The sequence below is a fragment of the Caproicibacterium sp. NSD3 genome (assembly GCF_053613275.1).
This window is the reverse complement of the sequence record NZ_CM132119.1, coordinates 1,614,733-1,632,718: the sequence shown is the minus strand read 5'-3', so window position 1 is coordinate 1,632,718 and position 17,986 is coordinate 1,614,733. Positions and strand designations below refer to the sequence as shown.

Annotated in this window: 16 protein-coding genes; 11 read left to right on the top strand and 5 right to left on the bottom strand. The window is 42.7% G+C overall.

Annotated elements, in window-relative coordinates; translation table 11 throughout:
- Positions 1-83 precede the first annotated feature (83 nt).
- Both ACVS9P_RS07920 and ACVS9P_RS07915 read right to left on the bottom strand, forming a co-directional pair.
- Complete coding sequence (locus ACVS9P_RS07920) at positions 84-749, bottom strand: HAD family hydrolase (protein ID WP_452103041.1); 666 nt, start codon at positions 747-749, stop codon at positions 84-86.
- On the bottom strand, positions 742-1,428 hold the full coding sequence (locus ACVS9P_RS07915) for an acyltransferase (RefSeq protein WP_452103040.1): 687 nt from the start codon (positions 1,426-1,428) through the stop codon (positions 742-744). Before ACVS9P_RS07915 ends, ACVS9P_RS07920 begins: the two co-directional genes overlap by 8 nt.
- A 623-nt stretch (positions 1,429-2,051) precedes the next feature.
- On the opposite strand from ACVS9P_RS07915, the gene rlmD reads away from it, so the two are divergent.
- The 6 genes from rlmD to ACVS9P_RS07885 all read left to right on the top strand — a co-directional run bounded on the left by rlmD (position 2,052) and on the right by ACVS9P_RS07885 (position 9,897).
- Positions 2,052-3,434, top strand: coding sequence for a 23S rRNA (uracil(1939)-C(5))-methyltransferase RlmD (rlmD, locus tag ACVS9P_RS07910; protein ID WP_452103039.1), 1,383 nt, complete (start codon positions 2,052-2,054; stop codon positions 3,432-3,434).
- 240 nt (positions 3,435-3,674) lie between these two features.
- A complete protein-coding gene (locus tag ACVS9P_RS07905; RefSeq protein ID WP_452103038.1) occupies positions 3,675-4,253 on the top strand; it encodes a TetR/AcrR family transcriptional regulator in 579 nt (192 codons plus the stop codon).
- Between the two features lie 2 nt (positions 4,254-4,255).
- On the top strand, positions 4,256-5,611 hold the full coding sequence (locus ACVS9P_RS07900; RefSeq protein ID WP_452103037.1) for an MATE family efflux transporter: 1,356 nt from the start codon (positions 4,256-4,258) through the stop codon (positions 5,609-5,611).
- A gap of 341 nt (positions 5,612-5,952) precedes the next feature.
- Complete coding sequence (locus ACVS9P_RS07895) at positions 5,953-7,095, top strand: CdaR family transcriptional regulator (RefSeq protein ID WP_452103036.1); 1,143 nt, start codon at positions 5,953-5,955, stop codon at positions 7,093-7,095.
- Positions 7,096-7,292: 197 nt separating this feature from the next.
- Positions 7,293-8,696: a GntP family permease gene (locus tag ACVS9P_RS07890; protein WP_452103035.1), complete on the top strand. Its 1,404-nt coding sequence runs from the start codon at positions 7,293-7,295 to the stop codon at positions 8,694-8,696.
- Positions 8,697-8,751: 55 nt separating this feature from the next.
- Positions 8,752-9,897 (top strand): glycerate kinase, encoded by a 1,146-nt coding sequence (locus ACVS9P_RS07885; RefSeq protein ID WP_452103034.1) that lies wholly within the window; start codon positions 8,752-8,754, stop codon positions 9,895-9,897.
- A 278-nt stretch (positions 9,898-10,175) separates the two neighbouring features.
- Here ACVS9P_RS07885 and ACVS9P_RS07880 read toward each other — a convergent pair whose 3' ends face one another.
- Both ACVS9P_RS07880 and ACVS9P_RS07875 read right to left on the bottom strand, forming a co-directional pair.
- On the bottom strand, positions 10,176-11,327 hold the full coding sequence (locus ACVS9P_RS07880; RefSeq protein ID WP_452103033.1) for an aspartate-alanine antiporter-like transporter: 1,152 nt from the start codon (positions 11,325-11,327) through the stop codon (positions 10,176-10,178).
- A 558-nt stretch (positions 11,328-11,885) separates the two neighbouring features.
- Positions 11,886-12,926 (bottom strand): M23 family metallopeptidase, encoded by a 1,041-nt coding sequence (locus ACVS9P_RS07875; protein WP_452103032.1) that lies wholly within the window; start codon positions 12,924-12,926, stop codon positions 11,886-11,888.
- Positions 12,927-13,192: 266 nt separating this feature from the next.
- Between ACVS9P_RS07875 and ACVS9P_RS07870 the strand changes: the two genes are divergently transcribed.
- The 4 genes from ACVS9P_RS07870 to ACVS9P_RS07855 all read left to right on the top strand — a co-directional run bounded on the left by ACVS9P_RS07870 (position 13,193) and on the right by ACVS9P_RS07855 (position 15,887).
- Positions 13,193-13,792, top strand: a complete 600-nt coding sequence (locus ACVS9P_RS07870) for a uridine kinase family protein (protein ID WP_452103031.1) — start codon at positions 13,193-13,195, stop codon at positions 13,790-13,792.
- A 23-nt stretch (positions 13,793-13,815) separates the two neighbouring features.
- On the top strand, positions 13,816-14,355 hold the full coding sequence (locus tag ACVS9P_RS07865; protein ID WP_452103030.1) for an ECF transporter S component: 540 nt from the start codon (positions 13,816-13,818) through the stop codon (positions 14,353-14,355).
- Between the two features lie 147 nt (positions 14,356-14,502).
- Positions 14,503-14,970: a DUF6323 family protein gene (locus tag ACVS9P_RS07860; protein ID WP_452103029.1), complete on the top strand. Its 468-nt coding sequence runs from the start codon at positions 14,503-14,505 to the stop codon at positions 14,968-14,970.
- Positions 14,967-15,887, top strand: a complete 921-nt coding sequence (locus ACVS9P_RS07855; RefSeq protein ID WP_452103028.1) for a DUF6179 domain-containing protein — start codon at positions 14,967-14,969, stop codon at positions 15,885-15,887. The genes ACVS9P_RS07860 and ACVS9P_RS07855 overlap by 4 nt, the downstream gene beginning before the upstream one ends.
- A gap of 99 nt (positions 15,888-15,986) precedes the next feature.
- Here the strand turns inward: ACVS9P_RS07855 and ACVS9P_RS07850 are convergent, their stop codons facing one another.
- Complete coding sequence (locus ACVS9P_RS07850; RefSeq protein ID WP_452103027.1) at positions 15,987-16,454, bottom strand: phosphate-starvation-inducible PsiE family protein; 468 nt, start codon at positions 16,452-16,454, stop codon at positions 15,987-15,989.
- 378 nt (positions 16,455-16,832) lie between these two features.
- Between ACVS9P_RS07850 and ACVS9P_RS07845 the strand changes: the two genes are divergently transcribed.
- Positions 16,833-17,789 (top strand): DMT family transporter, encoded by a 957-nt coding sequence (locus ACVS9P_RS07845; protein WP_452103026.1) that lies wholly within the window; start codon positions 16,833-16,835, stop codon positions 17,787-17,789.
- Positions 17,790-17,986: the final 197 nt, after the last annotated feature.

The window sequence follows — 17,986 nt, the reverse complement described above, 5'->3', positions numbered from 1 at the left end:
TTACTTGTATTTTTGAAAAATTTCTAAAAAAAGCGGCAAAGCCTAAATGAAAAAGGCTTTGCCGCTTTTTTAATTTTTTAATTTTAAACTTGGGTGATAATGGGCAAAAGATCCAAAGGGCCTTTTACTAGGTAGACTGCATGATTTTCAGAAAGTTCTTTGGCATCACGAAATCCCCAAAGCGCGCCGGCTGTATCCATTCCTGCTGCTGCACCGGTCTGCATATCGGTGTTTGTGTCGCCAATATAGAGAATTTCTTTTGGGGCTAAGTGAAATACTTCTGCAATTTTGAGCGCACCGTCCGGAGCGGGTTTTCGGGGAATCCCATCTTGTTGGCCGCAGCAAACTGTAAATGTTTGCGCTGGAAAGCAATTTGCAATAATTTTTTGTACCCATGGATCTGGTTTGTTGGAAAGAACTGCTGTCGGAATGCAACGTGCGTTCAGTTCCTTTAAGAGTTCTTTCATTCCCGGATAGTCTGCAATTTTGCGGCAGGGGTCAGAGGCATAGAGGGATTCATAAATATGGCGGAGATGAAAAGCTTCCTCTGCTGTATGGCCTTCTGGTTTTACACGGTTCAGCATACGCTCGATTTGTACCACGGTCCCATTTCCCACAATCTTCCGAAAATCTTCCGGAGGAATTGTCGCATAACGGCGGGCTTTAAGTGCTTCATTGGAAAACTCCGCGATAGAAAATAAAGTGTTTAAAAGGGTTCCATCCAGATCAAAGATGCAGGCTTTATACATGTGCAGAATCCTCTGCATGTTTTTTCACAATATGATCTGCGCACTTAAAGATACTGCTCTGTGGAATAAATCCGCGTACACAACTGACGGGATAAATATTGCTGTCACGCCCAATAACAGTACCCGGATTCAAAACAGAATTGCAGCCCACTTCGACTCGATCGCCAAGAATTGCGCCGAACTTTTTTCTTCCGGTAGGAATGGCCTGAGGGCCATGAACTACAACCAATGTTTTGTCTGATTTTACATTGCTGGTAATGGAGCCTGCGCCCATATGACTGTGAAATCCGAGAATCGAATCGCCAACATAGTTATAATGAGGAACCTGCACATTGTCAAAAAGAATCACATTTTTAAGTTCGGTAGAATTTCCGACTACGCAGTGACTTCCGACAAGTGCATCTTTACGAATGAAAGCGCCTGGACGCACTTCAGTTTCCGGACCGATAATGCAGGGCCCGGCAATGTAATTATTTGGATAGATTTTGGCGGATTTTGCGATCCAAATATTTTCTCCCCGCTGTTCATACTCCTCTTTCGGTAGAGTGGGGCCGAGCGCTAAAATGAAAGAATCAATTCCATCCAGTGCTTCCCACGGATACTGGAACTTCTGCAGGAGAGGCGCTGCCAATGTATGAGAAAGATCTAATAGTGATTTTATTGTCAATTCTTGTACCATAGAGTAAACATCCTTTCTGTAAGGTCGAAAAAAGGCCTCTTTCATTATAGAAAGATTTTGTATTAGGGTCAATAGAAAATCGGAGAAAGCATAGACGAAGCCGAAGAAAATGATTATAATAAAATAAATGAAAAGCTCCAAATATTCAAAGAGAGCTCGTGAAAATTTAATCAGCAGTTAAAAACAGCATCATTTTGCATATGTGGTAAAAAATCTTGCACAAAACAAGAAAAAAGACAAGAACGGAAAACCATTCTTGCCTTTTTTGGGGAGGAGTTGTATTGAAAAGGTTCACAGCCGTCTGGCTGTAAGACATATCATCAAAAGTTTGTGAAATATTTTTCTTTCTGTTTTTATTATAACATGCAAAAATGTTGTGTCAACGCCTTTTTTAACGATTTTTCACAATCTCCGATTTATACAAAACGCTAATTTTAGAGAGGATGTTTTAGTAATAATTAACGAAATATAAAGTTTTACTTTTTAGAAAAAATTCCTTCAAAAATTCTAAAAATGAACTTTTGAGAAAACGTTTTCTCTTAGCACAAAAATTCGTGCATTGGTTTGCAGGAAAAATAAAGATCCATGCAGAAAACAAAATTAAGGAAAGGAAGACAAAATTTTTGGAATTAAAAAAGAATGATATTGTAAAGCTGACAATTACAGGATATACAGCACAGGGAAGTGGCGTTGGTCGGGTCGAAGGGTTACCAATTTTTGTTTTTGGAGCCGCCAGAGGAGATGTTCTTCAGGTACGGATCGTCAAACGGCTTAAAACATATGCGTTTGGACGGATTGAAAAAATTTTGGAGCCGTCTCCAGCTCGTGTCGAGCCGGATTGTTCGGTATCCGCTCAATGCGGAGGCTGTGTTTTTCGCCATCTTACCTATCAGGAAGAATTGTGGGCCAAACAAGAACGGGTGCAGGATGCAATTAGCCGAATTGGAGGGATCAATTTCCCGGTTGCTGAAATTTTGCCGTCGCCGGATTGTATTCACTACCGGAATAAAGCACAGATCCCGCTTCAGGCAGATGCAAACGGGAATTTGGTGTTCGGATTTTATGCAGTGCACAGTCACAGAATCATTCCTTGTGATCGGTGTTTGCTGCAGCCGGAATCTTTTTTTCGTGCGATGCAAGCGGTGAAAAAATGGCAAAGCATCTCAAAAGATACGATTTATAACGAACAAACGGGAAAAGGAACTTTGCGTCATTTATATCTGCGCAGCGCGATGTCTACAGGCGATCTGATGGTTTGTCTTGTAATCAATGGCAGCAAGATTCATAAGGAAGATGTTTTGATAGAATTATTAAAAAATGAGGTTCCAGAAACAAAAAGCATTGTGCTGAACTTTAATCGTGATCGTACGAATGTAATTTTGGGCGAGAAAGGGAAAACATTGTGGGGTACAGATTCGATTACCGATACGCTGTGTGGACTTTCTTTTTCTATTTCGCCGAAGAGCTTTTATCAGGTAAATCGCAGACAGGCACAACAACTGTATAATCTGGCGGCAAAGGCAGCCTCTTTGACTGGAAAAGAGACACTGCTTGATCTTTACTGTGGAACTGGAACAATCGGACTTTCTATGGCAAATAATGCACGGCAGGTAATTGGAGTAGAGATTGTAGAGGCTGCTGTGGAGGATGCACGTCGCAATGCAAAGCAAAATCAAATCAAAAATGCGCGCTTTTTCTGCGGAGATGCTTCAGAAGCGGCCGAAAAGTTGCAGAAAGAAGGAACTCAGCCGGACGTTGTGATTTTAGATCCGCCAAGAAAAGGGTGTGGGGAAGAATTAATCCGGACTGTTGTTAAAATGGCTCCGGAGCGTGTTGTATATGTTTCCTGCGATCCTGCTACATTGGCAAGAGATCTTAAACTATTTGCGGAGCTTGGATATTCGCTGCACTCTTTACAGCCGGTCGATATGTTCCCAAGAACGCCCCATGTTGAGGCAGTATGTTTATTGTCCAAAGTCGATGTAAGCGAGCATATCGAAAATTGATCTCAACAGGAAACGAGTTGGATGTTGCTGCCGGTGAGAGCAAAGCGGCCTATAATGGATCAAAACCTATGTATTTGAAAAGGCCCGTCTGAAGGGTTCTAGAATAAAAACATTGCCGGGCATCTGTTTTTTGCAGGTGCCCGGTTTTTTATCTGCAAAAAGACAGTTCGTTTTATTGACAAACTAATGCCGTTAGTTTAATATATAACTAATAGCATTAGTTTTTTGGGAGGCAAAGAAATGGCACAGAAAGGGTTAAGCAGGGAAGTACTTATTGATGCTGCAGTAAATGTTATCGAACGAGATGGACGAAACAATTTTTCAATGAAGCTCGTCGCAGACGAATTGGGCGTGAAAACCGCCTCGCTGTATAACCATGTAAAAAACATGGGGGAGTTGTTGGCGGGGGTGTGCAATTACGCGCTGAGACTGCAGAGAGACGCAGAAATGCAGGCGATCAAGGATCTGAAGCGCGGGCAGGCGGTCTATGCACTGGCCGAAGCTTATCGGCGCTTTGCAAAAGAGCACAGAGAACTATACTGGCTTGTAATGAACGTTGCGGCTTCCGATAATCACGTACTGGATGAAGCTGCTATGTGCATTACAGAACCAATTGTAAAGATGCTGGCGGACTATGACATTGAAGAAGACGAAAAAATACACTTTCGGCGTTTCTTCCGTAGTATCGTGCATGGTTATGTTTCAGAGATGGATGCCGGATTCTTTTCACATTACCCAGCGGATACGGATAAGAGCTTTCACTTTGCGATCGAGTGTTTTGTCGACAGTCTGGATCGTGCGGAAAAGAGGCGGCACTAAATATGGGCACAGAAAGAGAAGACCTTTTTTCTTCCATGCCAGAGAAAAAAGCGGTGATCACACTAGCAATCCCGACTGTCATCAGTCAGATCATCACCGTTATTTACAATATGGCGGACACGTTTTTTGTAGGGCAGCTGGGTGACCCCAATCAGGTGGCGGCGGCGACGCTTGCAATGCCGCTTTTTATGTTCATGACTGCCCTTGCAAACCTGTTTGGAATCGGCGGTGCAAGCCTTATTTCTAGGTGCCTTGGAGCGAACGAAAGAGAAAAAGCTTCGCACTGCTCTTCTTTCTGCATTTGGACAGCTGTCGCTGCAGGGCTTATCTATAGTGTCTTTGTACTCATTTTTCTTCCGGTTTTACTGCCAATCCTTGGCACGAATGATGGGACGTGGGAGTATAGTTCCGAGTACATATTTTGGACGATTGGCATCGGTGCCGTTCCGACGGTACTGAATCCGGAACTCGCTCATCTTGTAAGAGCAGAGGGTTATTCGAAGCAGGCCAGCATTGGCGTGGCATTCGGTGGGATCCTTAATATGGGGCTTGATCCGCTGTTTATTTTCACTTTTAAAATGGAGATTGCGGGTGCGGCAATTGCGACCATGATTTCAAACGTGGCTGCCGTAGTTTACTTCTTTTGCTTTATTTATAAAATCAGGAATGTCAGCACGATAACGATGTCGCCCAAACTGTATACGCTGAAAGATCATATCCCTGGTGAAGTGCTGGCGGTGGGACTCCCCAGCTTTATCATATCTATGATGGCTACTATATCGAATACTTTTCTCAATAACATTATCTCCACTTACTCAAATGAAGCTGTCGCCGGTATGGGAATCGCAAAGAAAATCGATCTAATGGCATTTGCCATTGCACAAGGCATGACTCAGGGAACGCTGCCTCTGATCGGATACAACTATACCTCAGGGAACAGAAAAAGAATGATGTCAGTGATCAAGACGCTGCTTTTTGCTTGTTTGGTGATATCGCTTTCCGGTATGACAATATTGCTTCTCACCGCTGCGCCGATTACGCGCCTGTTTATTGACAATGCCGAAACGGTGCAATACGGGAGAATCTTTCTTAGAATCATTTGTCTTGCATGCCCAACAACGGCAGTCAATTTTTTTGTTATTACGGTGTTTCAGGCTACCGGAAAGAAGATTCAGCCGATCATTCTGTCACTGCTGCGCAAGGGCACAGTGGATGTTCCGTTGATGTTTCTGTTCAACCGACTCATTGGCATAAGCGGGATAGCGTGGGCAACTCCGGTAGCAGACATGGTCGCGCTTGTCGTGTCAGCCGCATTGGGAATCCCGTATTTGAAAAAGCTCAGGATGGGTCAGATTTAAACTGCGTCAAAGAATCCAGAAGTGCCGCGCCGGAAAAATTTGAATTTCCGCGGTGGACGAAAATCAAATATAGAAGACGGTGCTTTTAATAGTTGATGTGTACAGACTGATAAACCGAGGCTAGATCATAGAAGCCCCAGTTTGTCAGCCTTTCTTTATTTAATGCCAGCTAACCGTTCTGTTACGGCATTGAACATATGTTTTGCCGTTTGCGCTCTACTTCTTTGTCTCCAAAAAATCAGGGAAGGCTCATATACTTTTTTGGAAGATATGAGCTATAATGAATAGCTGAGTGTACATTTTTCTGTTTTTCAACAGACTCAGGAAAGGAAAATGCCGTCATGTTTATTTCTGCGCGAAGTGCCAAACAAATTGCTCAAAAAATCAGTTCAATCGTCAAACAGCATATTAACATTATGGATGAAAACGGCTATATCATCGCCAGCACAGATCCAAAGCGGATCGGCAATTTACATGCGGGGGCGAAAAAAATCATTGATGAGCATTTGACAGAGTTCTATGTGAAGGAAGAAAATGAGACTCCTACTACGCGTGCCGGGCTGAACCTTCCCATCAGAATTAACGGAAAGACCATTGGCGTTGTGGGAATCACTGGACCTTATGACCAGGTTTTCAACTATGGGCAGATTGTCAGAGAGATGACGCAGATACTGATTCGGGAAAGCTATGTAAAGGAACAAGAACGGCTGGATAAAAAGATAGAAAACCGTTATCTTGAAGACTGGATTCTGGGAAACGGAACGGAAGACGGACAGGCTTTTGTGGAACGTGGCATCGAGTTACATATAGACATACTTCGTCCCCGGCGTGCAATGGTTCTTCGCTTGGAGAATTTCCGGAGCCTTTCCGGAACCAGCGCGGGACAGAAACAGATTGAACGGGTGGAAAAATCGATCCGGAAATTCATCTGCAAACAGCCAACCAACATCTTTCTTAGTCTCACCACCAAGCAAATTTGCCTCGTAACTCCGCGGGATGACAATCAGATGATGCAGCTTGCTCAAACATTGATCCAAGAAATTCAGGAAACATGCGGTGTTCAGCTGCTGGCTGGCATCGATGATGCCCCCTTAGGAACCTTAGATGTTAAAACCGCTTATTTCAAGGCCAATAAGGCTTCACATGCGTGCAGACTGCCTGCACAGATTACTCTTTACAGCCAGATGACTACAGAAATTTTTCTAGCGGAAATCTCCCCTGATGCGAAGCGGGAATATCTCCATCGCATGTTTCAAGATTGCAGCATAGAGAAAGTCCGGCTCTGGATCCATTTGCTGGAGATTTATTTTGAAGAGGATGGGTCGATTGAGCGTGCCGCAAAACGTCTTTTCATTCATAAAAACACACTGCAATATAAACTGCGAAAATTGGCTTCTATTACTAACCATGACGTGCGCATTCCACGCGACTGTGCCCTTTACTACATTGCAATTCAGTTTTTTCGGGATCTTCAAAGTTTGTAGAATTTTGAATGCAAATGACTACACCTGAATTTGTTATGCGGCCTTTTATCCTGCGTAACATAATTTAAAAAGAAAATATGTCTTTCATAACATTGACGGGTGGAATAATTTTGTACTAATATAATATAAATTAAGCGAATACATGCTTATTTTTATACATAGTTATTCTGCTTAAATTTTTAGAGGGGGTCGAAAAAATGTCTGGGTTGGGGTTAATCGTTGCATTCATTATCGCAGTCATTGCCATGATTCTGGCAATCTCTAAGCTGAAAGTCCATCCGTTCTTGGCGATTATGGTCATTTCTCTGTTGTTGGGCCTGGTCGCGGGGATTCCTCTGGTCGATACGAAAAAGCCGGATGGAACCACCGTGATGGGACTTGCCAATGTAATCGGGGCCGGTTTCAGCGGTACCTTCACCAGCATCGGCATTGTTATTATTCTCGGCGCGTTGGTCGGAACAATTTTGGAAGAGACGGGAGCTGCTTTTAAGCTCGCTGACATGGTAATCCATGTGGTCGGACCAGATCACCCGGATGTGGCTATGCTGATCATGGGGTGGGTCGTTTCTATCCCGGTCTTCTGCGACAGCGGATTCGTTATCCTGAATCCAATCCGCAGGGCTCTGGTGCAGCGTACCCGCAAAAGCAGCGTTTCCATGACGGTTTGCTTGGCGGGCGGTCTTTATGCTTCCCATGTATTTATCCCTCCAACACCTGGCCCGATTGCAGCGGCAAATTCGCTTGGCATCGGCGACAACCTGCTCTTGGTTATGGGAATGGGTGCGCTTGTTTCCATTCCGGCGCTGATCGCTACATATCTTTATGCAAGTTACATCAGCAAAAAAGTCCGAGCTGCGGATGAAGCGGATATGGAACCGGCTGACGGAGAAATCGTCAAAACATATGATGAAATTCTGAAGGAATACGGTCGGCTGCCAAATGGAGCACTTTCGCTCAGCCCAATCGTTGTTCCAATCCTTCTGATGGCTCTTGGCTCCATCGCTTCTATGGCGAAGTGGTCTGGTTTTGGTGCACAGCTGTGTAATTTCCTTGGGACGCCGATTATTGCACTTGCTGTTGGTACCCTGTTCGGAGTATGGCTTCTCTTGGATATGCATAAAATAGATCATTTTTATGACGTCACCGATAAGACTTTGAAAACGGTTGGCCCTATTCTTTTCATTACCGCAGCGGGTGGCGTTCTCGGAAAAGTGATAGCTGTTTCCGGGATGGTGCAGTATATCACGTCTAATGCTCCGCTGCTTCAGAGCGTCGGGATTTTCTTCCCGTTCCTGCTCGCAGCGATTTTGAAAACCGCACAAGGCTCCTCGACGGTCGCCATTACTACCACGGCCGGCATTATGGCTCCGCTGATGGCCATACTCGGGTTACAGTCCCCTGTTTCCACCGCGCTGACAGTGATGGCAATCGGTGCAGGTGCTATGACCGTATCGCACGCAAACGATTCTTACTTCTGGGTTGTCACGAATTTTGGTTCTATGACACCGGAACAGGGATATAAGACGCAGACGATGAACACGCTGATAGAGGGCCTCGCATCTATGGTTGGTGTATTTGTCCTCTCTCTGATTCTACACTGATATTAAGAAAATGCTCCTGTCGGGAATAATTGCACGAATGGGGGAAATCCGCTTAATGAAAAAGATCATACTGATACCGGATTCTTTTAAAGGGACGATGTCTTCGTCTGAAATCTGCAACATTATGAAGAAAGTAATACTGAATTATTTTCCCGACGCCGAGGTACTCAGTATCCCCGTAGCCGACGGTGGTGAGGGCAGCGTAGATGCCTTTCTTTCCGCTGCTGGTGGACGGAAGGTTCCCCTTGTCGTAAAAGGGCCATATTTTGAAGATATCCCAGCTTTCTATGGAGTGCTCCCTGATGGAACAGCCGTGATAGAAATGGCGGCGGCCGCAGGGTTGCCGTTGGTCGGTGAAAACCGTTCTGCGGGCAAAACGACTACCTTCGGTGTGGGGCAGTTGATTGCGCATGCCGCAAAATCCGGCTGCCGCAAAATCATTGTCGGTTTAGGCGGCAGCGCAACGAATGACGGAGGCACAGGAGCTGCCGTTGCGTTGGGAATCCGCTTTCTCAACGAAGGCGGACACGAGTTTGTTCCTGTTGGGGAAACGCTTGGAAAGGTTACCTCTATCAACGCGAGCAGATTAAATGTCGCCCTCAATGGCGTTGACCTCATCACAATGTGTGACATTGACAACCCGCTCTGCGGTCCCCGCGGAGCTGCAGCCGTCTTCGGACCTCAAAAAGGGGCTTCTGAAGAGGAAGTTTGTCTGCTGGACCGAAATCTCAGTCATTTGGCCGAAATTATTCGACGCGATCTTGGGAAAGACATCCGCCTTCTTCCAGGTTCGGGAGCGGCAGGCGGCATGGGCGGCGGCATGGCCGCGTTTTTCGGCAGCCGTCTGCAGGCGGGAATCGAGACTGTACTGGATATTGTCGGTTTCGATGATAAGATCCGCGGCGCAGACCTTGTGTTTAGCGGAGAAGGAAAATTGGACTCTCAATCTCTCAGAGGAAAAGTCGTCGTCGGAGTAGCTCGCCGCACCCAAAAGCAGGGGGTCCCGCTGATTGCCATTGTCGGCGATATTGGCGATCAGATTGAAAATGTTTACGGAGAAGGGGTCAGTGCTGTCTTCAGTATCAATCGTGTAGCGGTTCCCTTTTCAGAAGCAAAACAGCGTTGTAAGGAAGACCTGGCACTTACAATGGATAACCTTATGCGCTTTTTCAGTGTGCTGCAAAAACATCCAAATCTGTAATGATAGGCTTTAAGAAATGGATTGGATAACCTATTTTGATAGCACCTGAACGGATATGAAATACATATCAAGCAGAAAAGTTAAGAATAACAATACGAGGTTCTGGTTCCCCTTTATGCAAAGAGTTGATTTTACATGGGCGAATATAAACTTTCATTCTATAATGATAGATAAAACAGATGCTCCTTAAATCAAAAACGCTGTGACCTATAAGTCACAGCGTTTTTGATTTTTGTAGGAAAGTAGAAATTAAAATTTTGTTTTAGCTTATATTAAGGTTAATGCAGTAATCCGACCATAACTCGCGGTAATATGACCAGGCCTACGGTAGCAATCGGCTGGCATGCCGCGTAGAAAGCAGCTACTTTGTCATCCCCAGAAACCAACATAAGCGCATTGAGCGCTGGTGCTGAAGTCATAGCACCTGTGGTTGCTCCAAGGGAAGCAAAGAGAGGCATTTTGAATAGATATCTAGATACGAAAAATGCGGCCAGTATGGCAACGACACTCATCAATACGCCTACCAAAAATAGTGTTATACCATATTGAGACAAGGTGGATACAAATTTCGGGCCGGCGCTTGCACCATTCGCCAAAAGGAAGAGAGAAATTCCAAAGTCGCGCATAGGGACCAATGTGGTTTTTGGAGCCTGAAAATTGATTTTGCCGATTTTTCCTATGGCAGATACGACGATGCCTGCGATGATTGCGCCGCCGCCGTTACCCAATGAAAAATTTACGCCACCGCCTACAGGAATTGCAATCGCTCCAAGTATCACACCGAAAGCAATTGTCATGCATACGACAAAAACGCCCGGGGCATCTACTGTAATCAGTTTTGCATTTTTAAGTCCTGCCAAACGTTTAGACACAGGTGGGTTTGGAATTTTGGCATTTTCTTCCTCAACGTTTGCTTTGAAAAGCTTTGGAACAATCTGTACAAATAATACAATGCTGACAATACCGAATACATACGCAAGTGCATAGCCTACACCTGCTGCCGATTGAGAGCCTACAATTTCTAGTGTAGCAGTCAGAGAAGCGGTGCAGGTAAGTGCGCCTGCCATAACGCCAAGTGCTAAATCCATGGGAAGATTGAACATTTTTACCGCCATGGCGATTGTGACTCCGGCAGATAAAAGAATAGCAAGAGTGGTTGCTATAAATCCCCAAAAGTTAGCTTTTATGTTTGTTACAAAAGAGGGGCCGGCTGAAAGTCCCACACACCCCAAGAACATAACAAGTCCTATGGAACCCAGTACATCAGGAATTTTCATCCCGAAGCTGCCCAGAATAAGGGCCACAATCAAGACACCGGATGTTCCAAATTTAAGTCCGCCAAAAGATATTCGTCCAAATATATACCCCAACGCCAATGCAAGGAAGACCATAAAAACGGTATTGTTTAAAAGTGCGGTTAAAAAACTCATATTTTTGTTTCCTCCATATCATTTTCATTTTATTATCTCGCTTCTTACACAAAAATATAAGTTGCTCTAAAAACTCCTAGTACTTAATGATGAATTTTGCGAATACCCAATCAGAAAACGCTTCACTTTTAGGTAGCGAACCGGCGAAATTGGAAATCAATAGCGGCAATCACCGCGCGAAGCGTTGTGTGAATTTCATCACCTCCTGTGGGGCCAAATATGTCATTTTAATTAGGTAATAGAACAACTTTACCAGTGGTCTTATTTATTATACGGCAATTTACACAATAAATTAACCTGTTTTAAGTTAATTTAACAACAAAAAAGTATAAGAAAACTTGTGATTTGTAAGTAAATAAAAAAGCCACCAGGAAATCCCATAAAATGAATTTTGTAAACAAATCATTTTTAAAGGGAGAAACCCGATGGCTCAAAAAAATCTACTAAATTTTATGCTTTGCTACCGCAATCTGTTTTGCAGCCCGATCTGATACTCGTTTATGCTGGAATGACTGTGTGATCGACTCATAAAAGCGAAAGTCTCCGCGAAAAATCGGATTACGGATTCTCAGCACTTTGGCAATCATAAACGCGCTGATACTCTTTCGTGCTGGGAACCTTTGCAACCAGGGACTGGTGACGTGAGAGCAGCCGGCAAAGAGGGTAAACATCCACCCAGATTTCATTGTCGCTTTCTTTTTGAGATTCGTCAAAAACCAGCTCTAATCCAAAATGAAGGTGAGGCTCTGTGATATTGTTGACGTTTTCTTTGGTGCTGTATCCGGTATGGCCAAGATAGCCGATTACATCTCCAGCTTTAACAGAACAACCGACTTTTAAATCGGATTGATAAGGATAATTCTGCCGTAAATGTGCGTAATAATAATAGCGTTGGTTGTCAAGACTCCGGATTCCAATGCGCCATCCTCCATATTGATTCCACCCGAGGGCTTCGACTGTTCCACTTTCCACGGCGATAATAGGAGTGCCGATTTGTCCCATCATATCATGTCCAAGATGTTGTCGGCGATAGCCATAAGTGCGGCTTACTCCGAAATCATCAAATTCAGAATATGGAAATCCTTTTGCAATAGGAGAATAGGCAGAAAGACCGTATTTTTGTTCCCAACGCTTTCCGTTTGGAGCGGATTCATCCGGGACTTCTTCTTCAAAATTTCCGACTAGTCCATCTAGGACGGCACCATATGCTTTTCGATAATAAGGATAGTAAGAGAGTCCTTCGGAGAGCTCGGAAATAGAGGATCCATTTTGCAGTTTTTCTGCGTCTTCTTCCAAGTGCTTTGGAGAAGAGCTTGAAAATTTTCCACCGGTGCGGGCGGCTTCTAAACTTAAAAGGTCTACCCAGTTAACCGGTTTATTTTCTTTATTTCCTTTTATATCGAGAGAAAGTGCGCGATCCAGAGATTCAAAGTTGACATTAAACTCTACATAGTGAATAAAATCTTTTTTGGGCTCCGGTGTGGTGGCTGTATTTTGGACAGCTCTATTGCACAGATCAAAAATTCCGAAACAGAGCAGAAAAGTCAAAATAAAAACCCCTACTAAGAGAATTTTCTTTTTTTTAAAATTCCGAATCATGAGATTCCCTCCCAATAAAACGCTTTCTAAAAAATTTATGAGAGGAAAAAGAAATCTATGCCTTCTCCAAAAGATACTGACAAGTGTTCATTTAATAAAGTGAGAGCCCATTTGAAGCCCCATTTATAGAAAATCGGACGGATTTTATAAAATTGAATTCAATTGGGGGGTACACTTGTGTCTTTTTGACGGTTTCTTTTTGGAACAGATACATGTATAATTAAACCGAATTTTTGGTCCAAGATAAGATAAAAGGAGAGAATATTTTGCGCGAAGAAGAAAAAGCACTGGAAGAAGTACGGAAACTTTGTGAAAGACTGCGAAGAGATGGCTGTGCTCTGCTTGCAATTGATGGGCGCTGTGGAAGTGGAAAGACAACTTTGGCGGAATATTTGCACCAACAATATGGGTGTCCAGTGATTCATATGGATGATTTTTATCTGCCGAAAAATTACAGAACAAAAGAACGTCTGCAGATACCGGGAGGAAATGTTGATTGGGAGCGCTTTTTGCAGGAGGTACTGCGCCCGCTAAGAACCGGAAAGCCTGCGGTTTATCGCCCCTATCATTGCAAAGAGAATACATTTGGAGAGCCTAAAACAGCTTGCCCGGGGCCTTTGACAATTATTGAGGGATCCTATAGTCTGCATCCGAGTCTGCGGGTGTTTTATGATGATGAACTGTTTTTGACCGTTTCCAAAGAGGAACAGGAGCGGCGAATTCTGAAACGCAGTAACCCGGAAATTTTACAGCTTTATAAAGAAAATTGGATTCCGATGGAAGAACGTTATTTTTCCAACTACCGGATTGCGGAAGGATGCAGTCTAGTGTTGGATACAACTGGATATCAGGTACTTTCTTTTTAAAAAAGACGGAGAAAGGAATTTTTATGAAAAAAAGAGCAACCGTGCCGTTAACGATTTCTGCGCTCTGTTTGGCTGGCGGTGTTATTTTGCCGCAGGCATTTCATTTTCTACCAATTCCAAATGCAGGAATTATCCTGTGCCCAATGCATATTCCGGTTTTACTTTGCGGAATTCTCTGTGGATGGCCGTGGGGCCTTTTGTGCGGAATTTTAACACCGATTTTGTCAAGTATGATTACCGGAATGCCCCCTTTGTTTCCTACGGGAGCTTCTATGATTTGTGAGCTTGCAACTTATGGAATTCTTTCTGGGCTTTTTTATCAGATGACGCAGGGAAAAATCTATGCAACTCTTTTCCCAGCCATGCTGGGCGGCAGATTTGTAATGGGAATTTCCAGCTTGCTGTTTTATAATCTTGCAGGAAAAGGCTATACCTTTGAGCTTTTCCTTACTTCCGCTTTTGTTACGGCATTACCCGGAATCCTTTTGCAGTTGACACTGATTCCGCTTTTGGTCGTAATCCTGAAAAAATCCAAACTTTTTCCCGCGCAACAGAATTCTTAATCTTAAATATTAAAAAGATCCGTTTCACATATTTTTATGCGAAACGGATCTTTTTTCTGTCTTTATATTACCACAAATTGGGCCTTTTTTCAAGTCTTGTTTTTTTCTTCCTGAGGGTGTAAGAAGAATATTAGGGGGGAATCACACATGAAATCGGATTTTATAATGGTACCCAAAAAGCATGAAAAAAAAGAACTGCTCGGATTAATGCAGGACTGCAATCAGATAACGGAGAGATTCGGACTTTCTCTTTCGGAAAAACAAATTCAAAATTTGGAGGAGCATCGGATAAAAGCACTTCAAAATACCGGGCGGATTGAATTTGGCGAGGGAGTTTTAAAAAAGCTTGCCTATGCGTTTTGCGATTCTCCATTTCTGTTTTCAAACTCCTATGAGGAGACTTTAATCGAGCTGCAGGATCTGTTCTATTATTTTAAAACAGAGTCTATGGAACAAATTTCTGACGATGAATTGATCGAAGCGATGAAAGAAATCTATAACGGAAAAGCACAGGGTTCTCTTTCTTATCTTTCGCAGACAGCCTTGGAGGATCTTTGTCGAAATCTTCGATTTGATTCATTTGATTCTATGGATGGGAGGGATCCTCAAGAATGACAGGGACACTTCGGTTTACAGGAACAGAATTTTTTTCTGACGAATCTGATTTTGCGCTTTCAGAAGAAAGTCTTCCTTTTCAAACATCGATCTGGCAGATTCTGAAAAGGCAGGTGCGCCTTTATACGATGGGAGAAAGCAGTTCTCTCCCAAAAGAAACAGTCGAAGAACTTTTTGCGTCCATTTGTTTTCTGATCGATCTGGGTGCTGCTCCAAAAGGAAAAGAGCAGCCGTTGCAGATGAAAAACACCAATGCAGAGGAGCTTTTTGAGCGTGGAAAAAAGCGGGCGGAATGGGAAGTCCAAAGAGGGAAGAGGCTTTGGAAAACGGCCTGTATGAGTGCACCGAAAATTTCGAATCGTTCCCTTTTTGATACGCTGCAGGGGATCAGTGCATTTTGGAAACAATATGATGTTCGTTTCTTTGCACATCAGATTCCTTGCTATATTGACTATCAGTTGATAAACCCCGTCTCAGAATCTCTTTCTGGAATTTGTTATCTTAACGAATATCTTCATTGCCTCCTGATTGAGAATCGCTTTTTGCTTCATTTTGATGCAGAGCAAATTGAAAAACTTTTACAGGTTGTTGAGCCGGATTATCAGGAACTTCTTATCAATCTTACAGAGCCGGTTATGATACAGGCACTCGGACTTTCTATTCTAAAAAAAGAGCCGTATATGCTTGACTTTTTACCTCAAGAGCAGGAGCAATTACAGTTGTATCTGCAGTCTTTATCGGAAAAAGAAATGCGTCAAGTGCTTTCTGATGCAGCTTTATGGCTTTGCAGATCATTAAAAATAGAGGGAAATGATGACCGCGCATATTTTTTAAAGACAGCACAAGCTGCTTTTCCGAGGCTCAATGCAGCCTGTTGTGCAAAAGAATTACAGAACCTTTTCCCTCATATTGCTTAAAAGATATCCATTAAAATAATGGATGCAAAATAAGAAAGCACTTTCATTTCGTTAAAAAATGAAAGTGCTTTCTGTTTTTCATTTTAGAAGATAGAATATTCAGACGGGATGATTGGGGTCTTCAATTGAGATGGAAGGATGGAGCTCCTCGTGCATCTGAGAATCCTCAACGGCCTTGTGCTTATCTTTTTCGCAGATGCCAAAGGTCACAACAAAAAGATATTTACGAATGGCGAAAAGCCCTGCAACCGCAATTACACCGACCAAGTTGTCGAGTGCGCTGTGATGATAAATAATGATCTGCCGGGCGACTGCAAATAGCAAAACATCTAAAACGGCAGCAGGGGTTTGGCGGACCAGCATTTTTACAAATTCCAACCCCACAACCATTGACATAATGTTTGCAAAGAAAGTTTCAAATTTAGATTGGTCTACATCACCGTTTGTAAATACATAGACAGCCATATGAAAAATTCCCATAGCAACAGCTGCAATAATAATAAGGGATGTAGCAATTTCGAGCAGATGACTTAGCTTTGAGATAATGGGGCGCATTTTTTCCCGCATGAGAAATAACTCCTTTTCAAGTATCTTTTATCATTAGGATTTGCTTCGTGCCGATTGCCGAAGATAAAAATCCAAGCATATTATTTAGATATGCACAAAATTTTCTTCTGATGTTTAAATGAGAAGTACAAAATTATTATAACAGACAGACTACAGGCGGCGCAAGAATTTTTTCAAAATTTTCAAAAACTGTTTTTAAAAAAGAAATTTTATAGAATTATCGACCTGAAAACCCGAAAAGTTGCATAAATCAAAAAAATTTTTTCAAAAATAAAAGTTTTTATAAAAAAACACGGTAAAAATTAGAAAAAAGATTTGATTTTTTTAAGGAAAGTCTTTTATAATATAAAATATAAATTAAGGAGAGAGAAGCGTTTTTTGTTGAAAAAGGGTTATATTTACATTTTACTGACGACATTAATTTTCAGTTCTATGGAAGTCATTTTAAAAATGACGGGTGGAGTTTTTCATCCACTGCAGATTACAGCACTGCGCTTTTTTATCGGCGGGGTGGTGCTGATTCCCTTTGCTGTGCGGATACTTAGGCAAAATCATATCACGTTGCAAGGAAAAGACATTTTGTGCTTTGCCGGATTAGGCTTTTTAGGAACGTTCCTTTCTATGAACCTTTATCAGATGGCGGTACAGGAGACAAAAGCATCTGTTGTGGCAGTACTCTTCAGCAGCAATCCAATTTTTGTAACAATTTTAGCTTTCTTTTTGTTGCGTGAACCAATTTGCAAACATCATGTGCTGGCACTGATCCTTGATATCATTGGAATTGTCGTTATTATAGATCCGCTTCATAATACATTAAGCCCTTTGGGAATTGCTTTGAGTCTCGGAGCTACCCTGCTCTTCGCATTTTATGGGGTCTTCGGAAAGCGCAGTTGTGCCCGCTTCGGGGGAGTGGTGGTTACCTGCATGAGCTTTTTGCTCGGCAGCGCCGAAATGTTCCTTATGATGGGGATTACTCATATTCCGGCGGTGGCTCAATCGGCGCAGCAGGCAGGATTGGGAAAGCTTTTTGCAAATATTCCATTCTTTAGTGGGATCACCTTGTCTGTTTTGCCTCTGTTCCTTTTTATTTGTATTGTTAATACCGGGATCGGTTTTGCCTGCTATTTTAAAGCCATGGAAATGACAAGTGCCCACGAAACTTCGCTTGTGTTTTTCTTTAAACCGATTATTGCGCCGCTTTTTGCATTGGCGATTCTCGGAGAAGAGATTCCTCTGTCAATGATGATCGGAATTGTTTTTATCCTTCTTGGATCACTTTCTTCAATTCTGCCGGCGCTCTTAAATATTCGGAAGAAAGAGCAGGTCGATTCTTAAAATAGTACAAAAAAGCAAAGTACGAAATCGTTTAAAAAAGTGAATTGGTACTTTTGCTATTATTCGTAAGGACTTTTTGTCGCTTTTGCAAATAAAGCGAAATTTTGTCGAAATGATTTCAAAACAATCACAAAAAGTAACAAAAAAATTATTATTATTCTTAAAGAGAACAATAATAACAGCAAATTATAGTATTA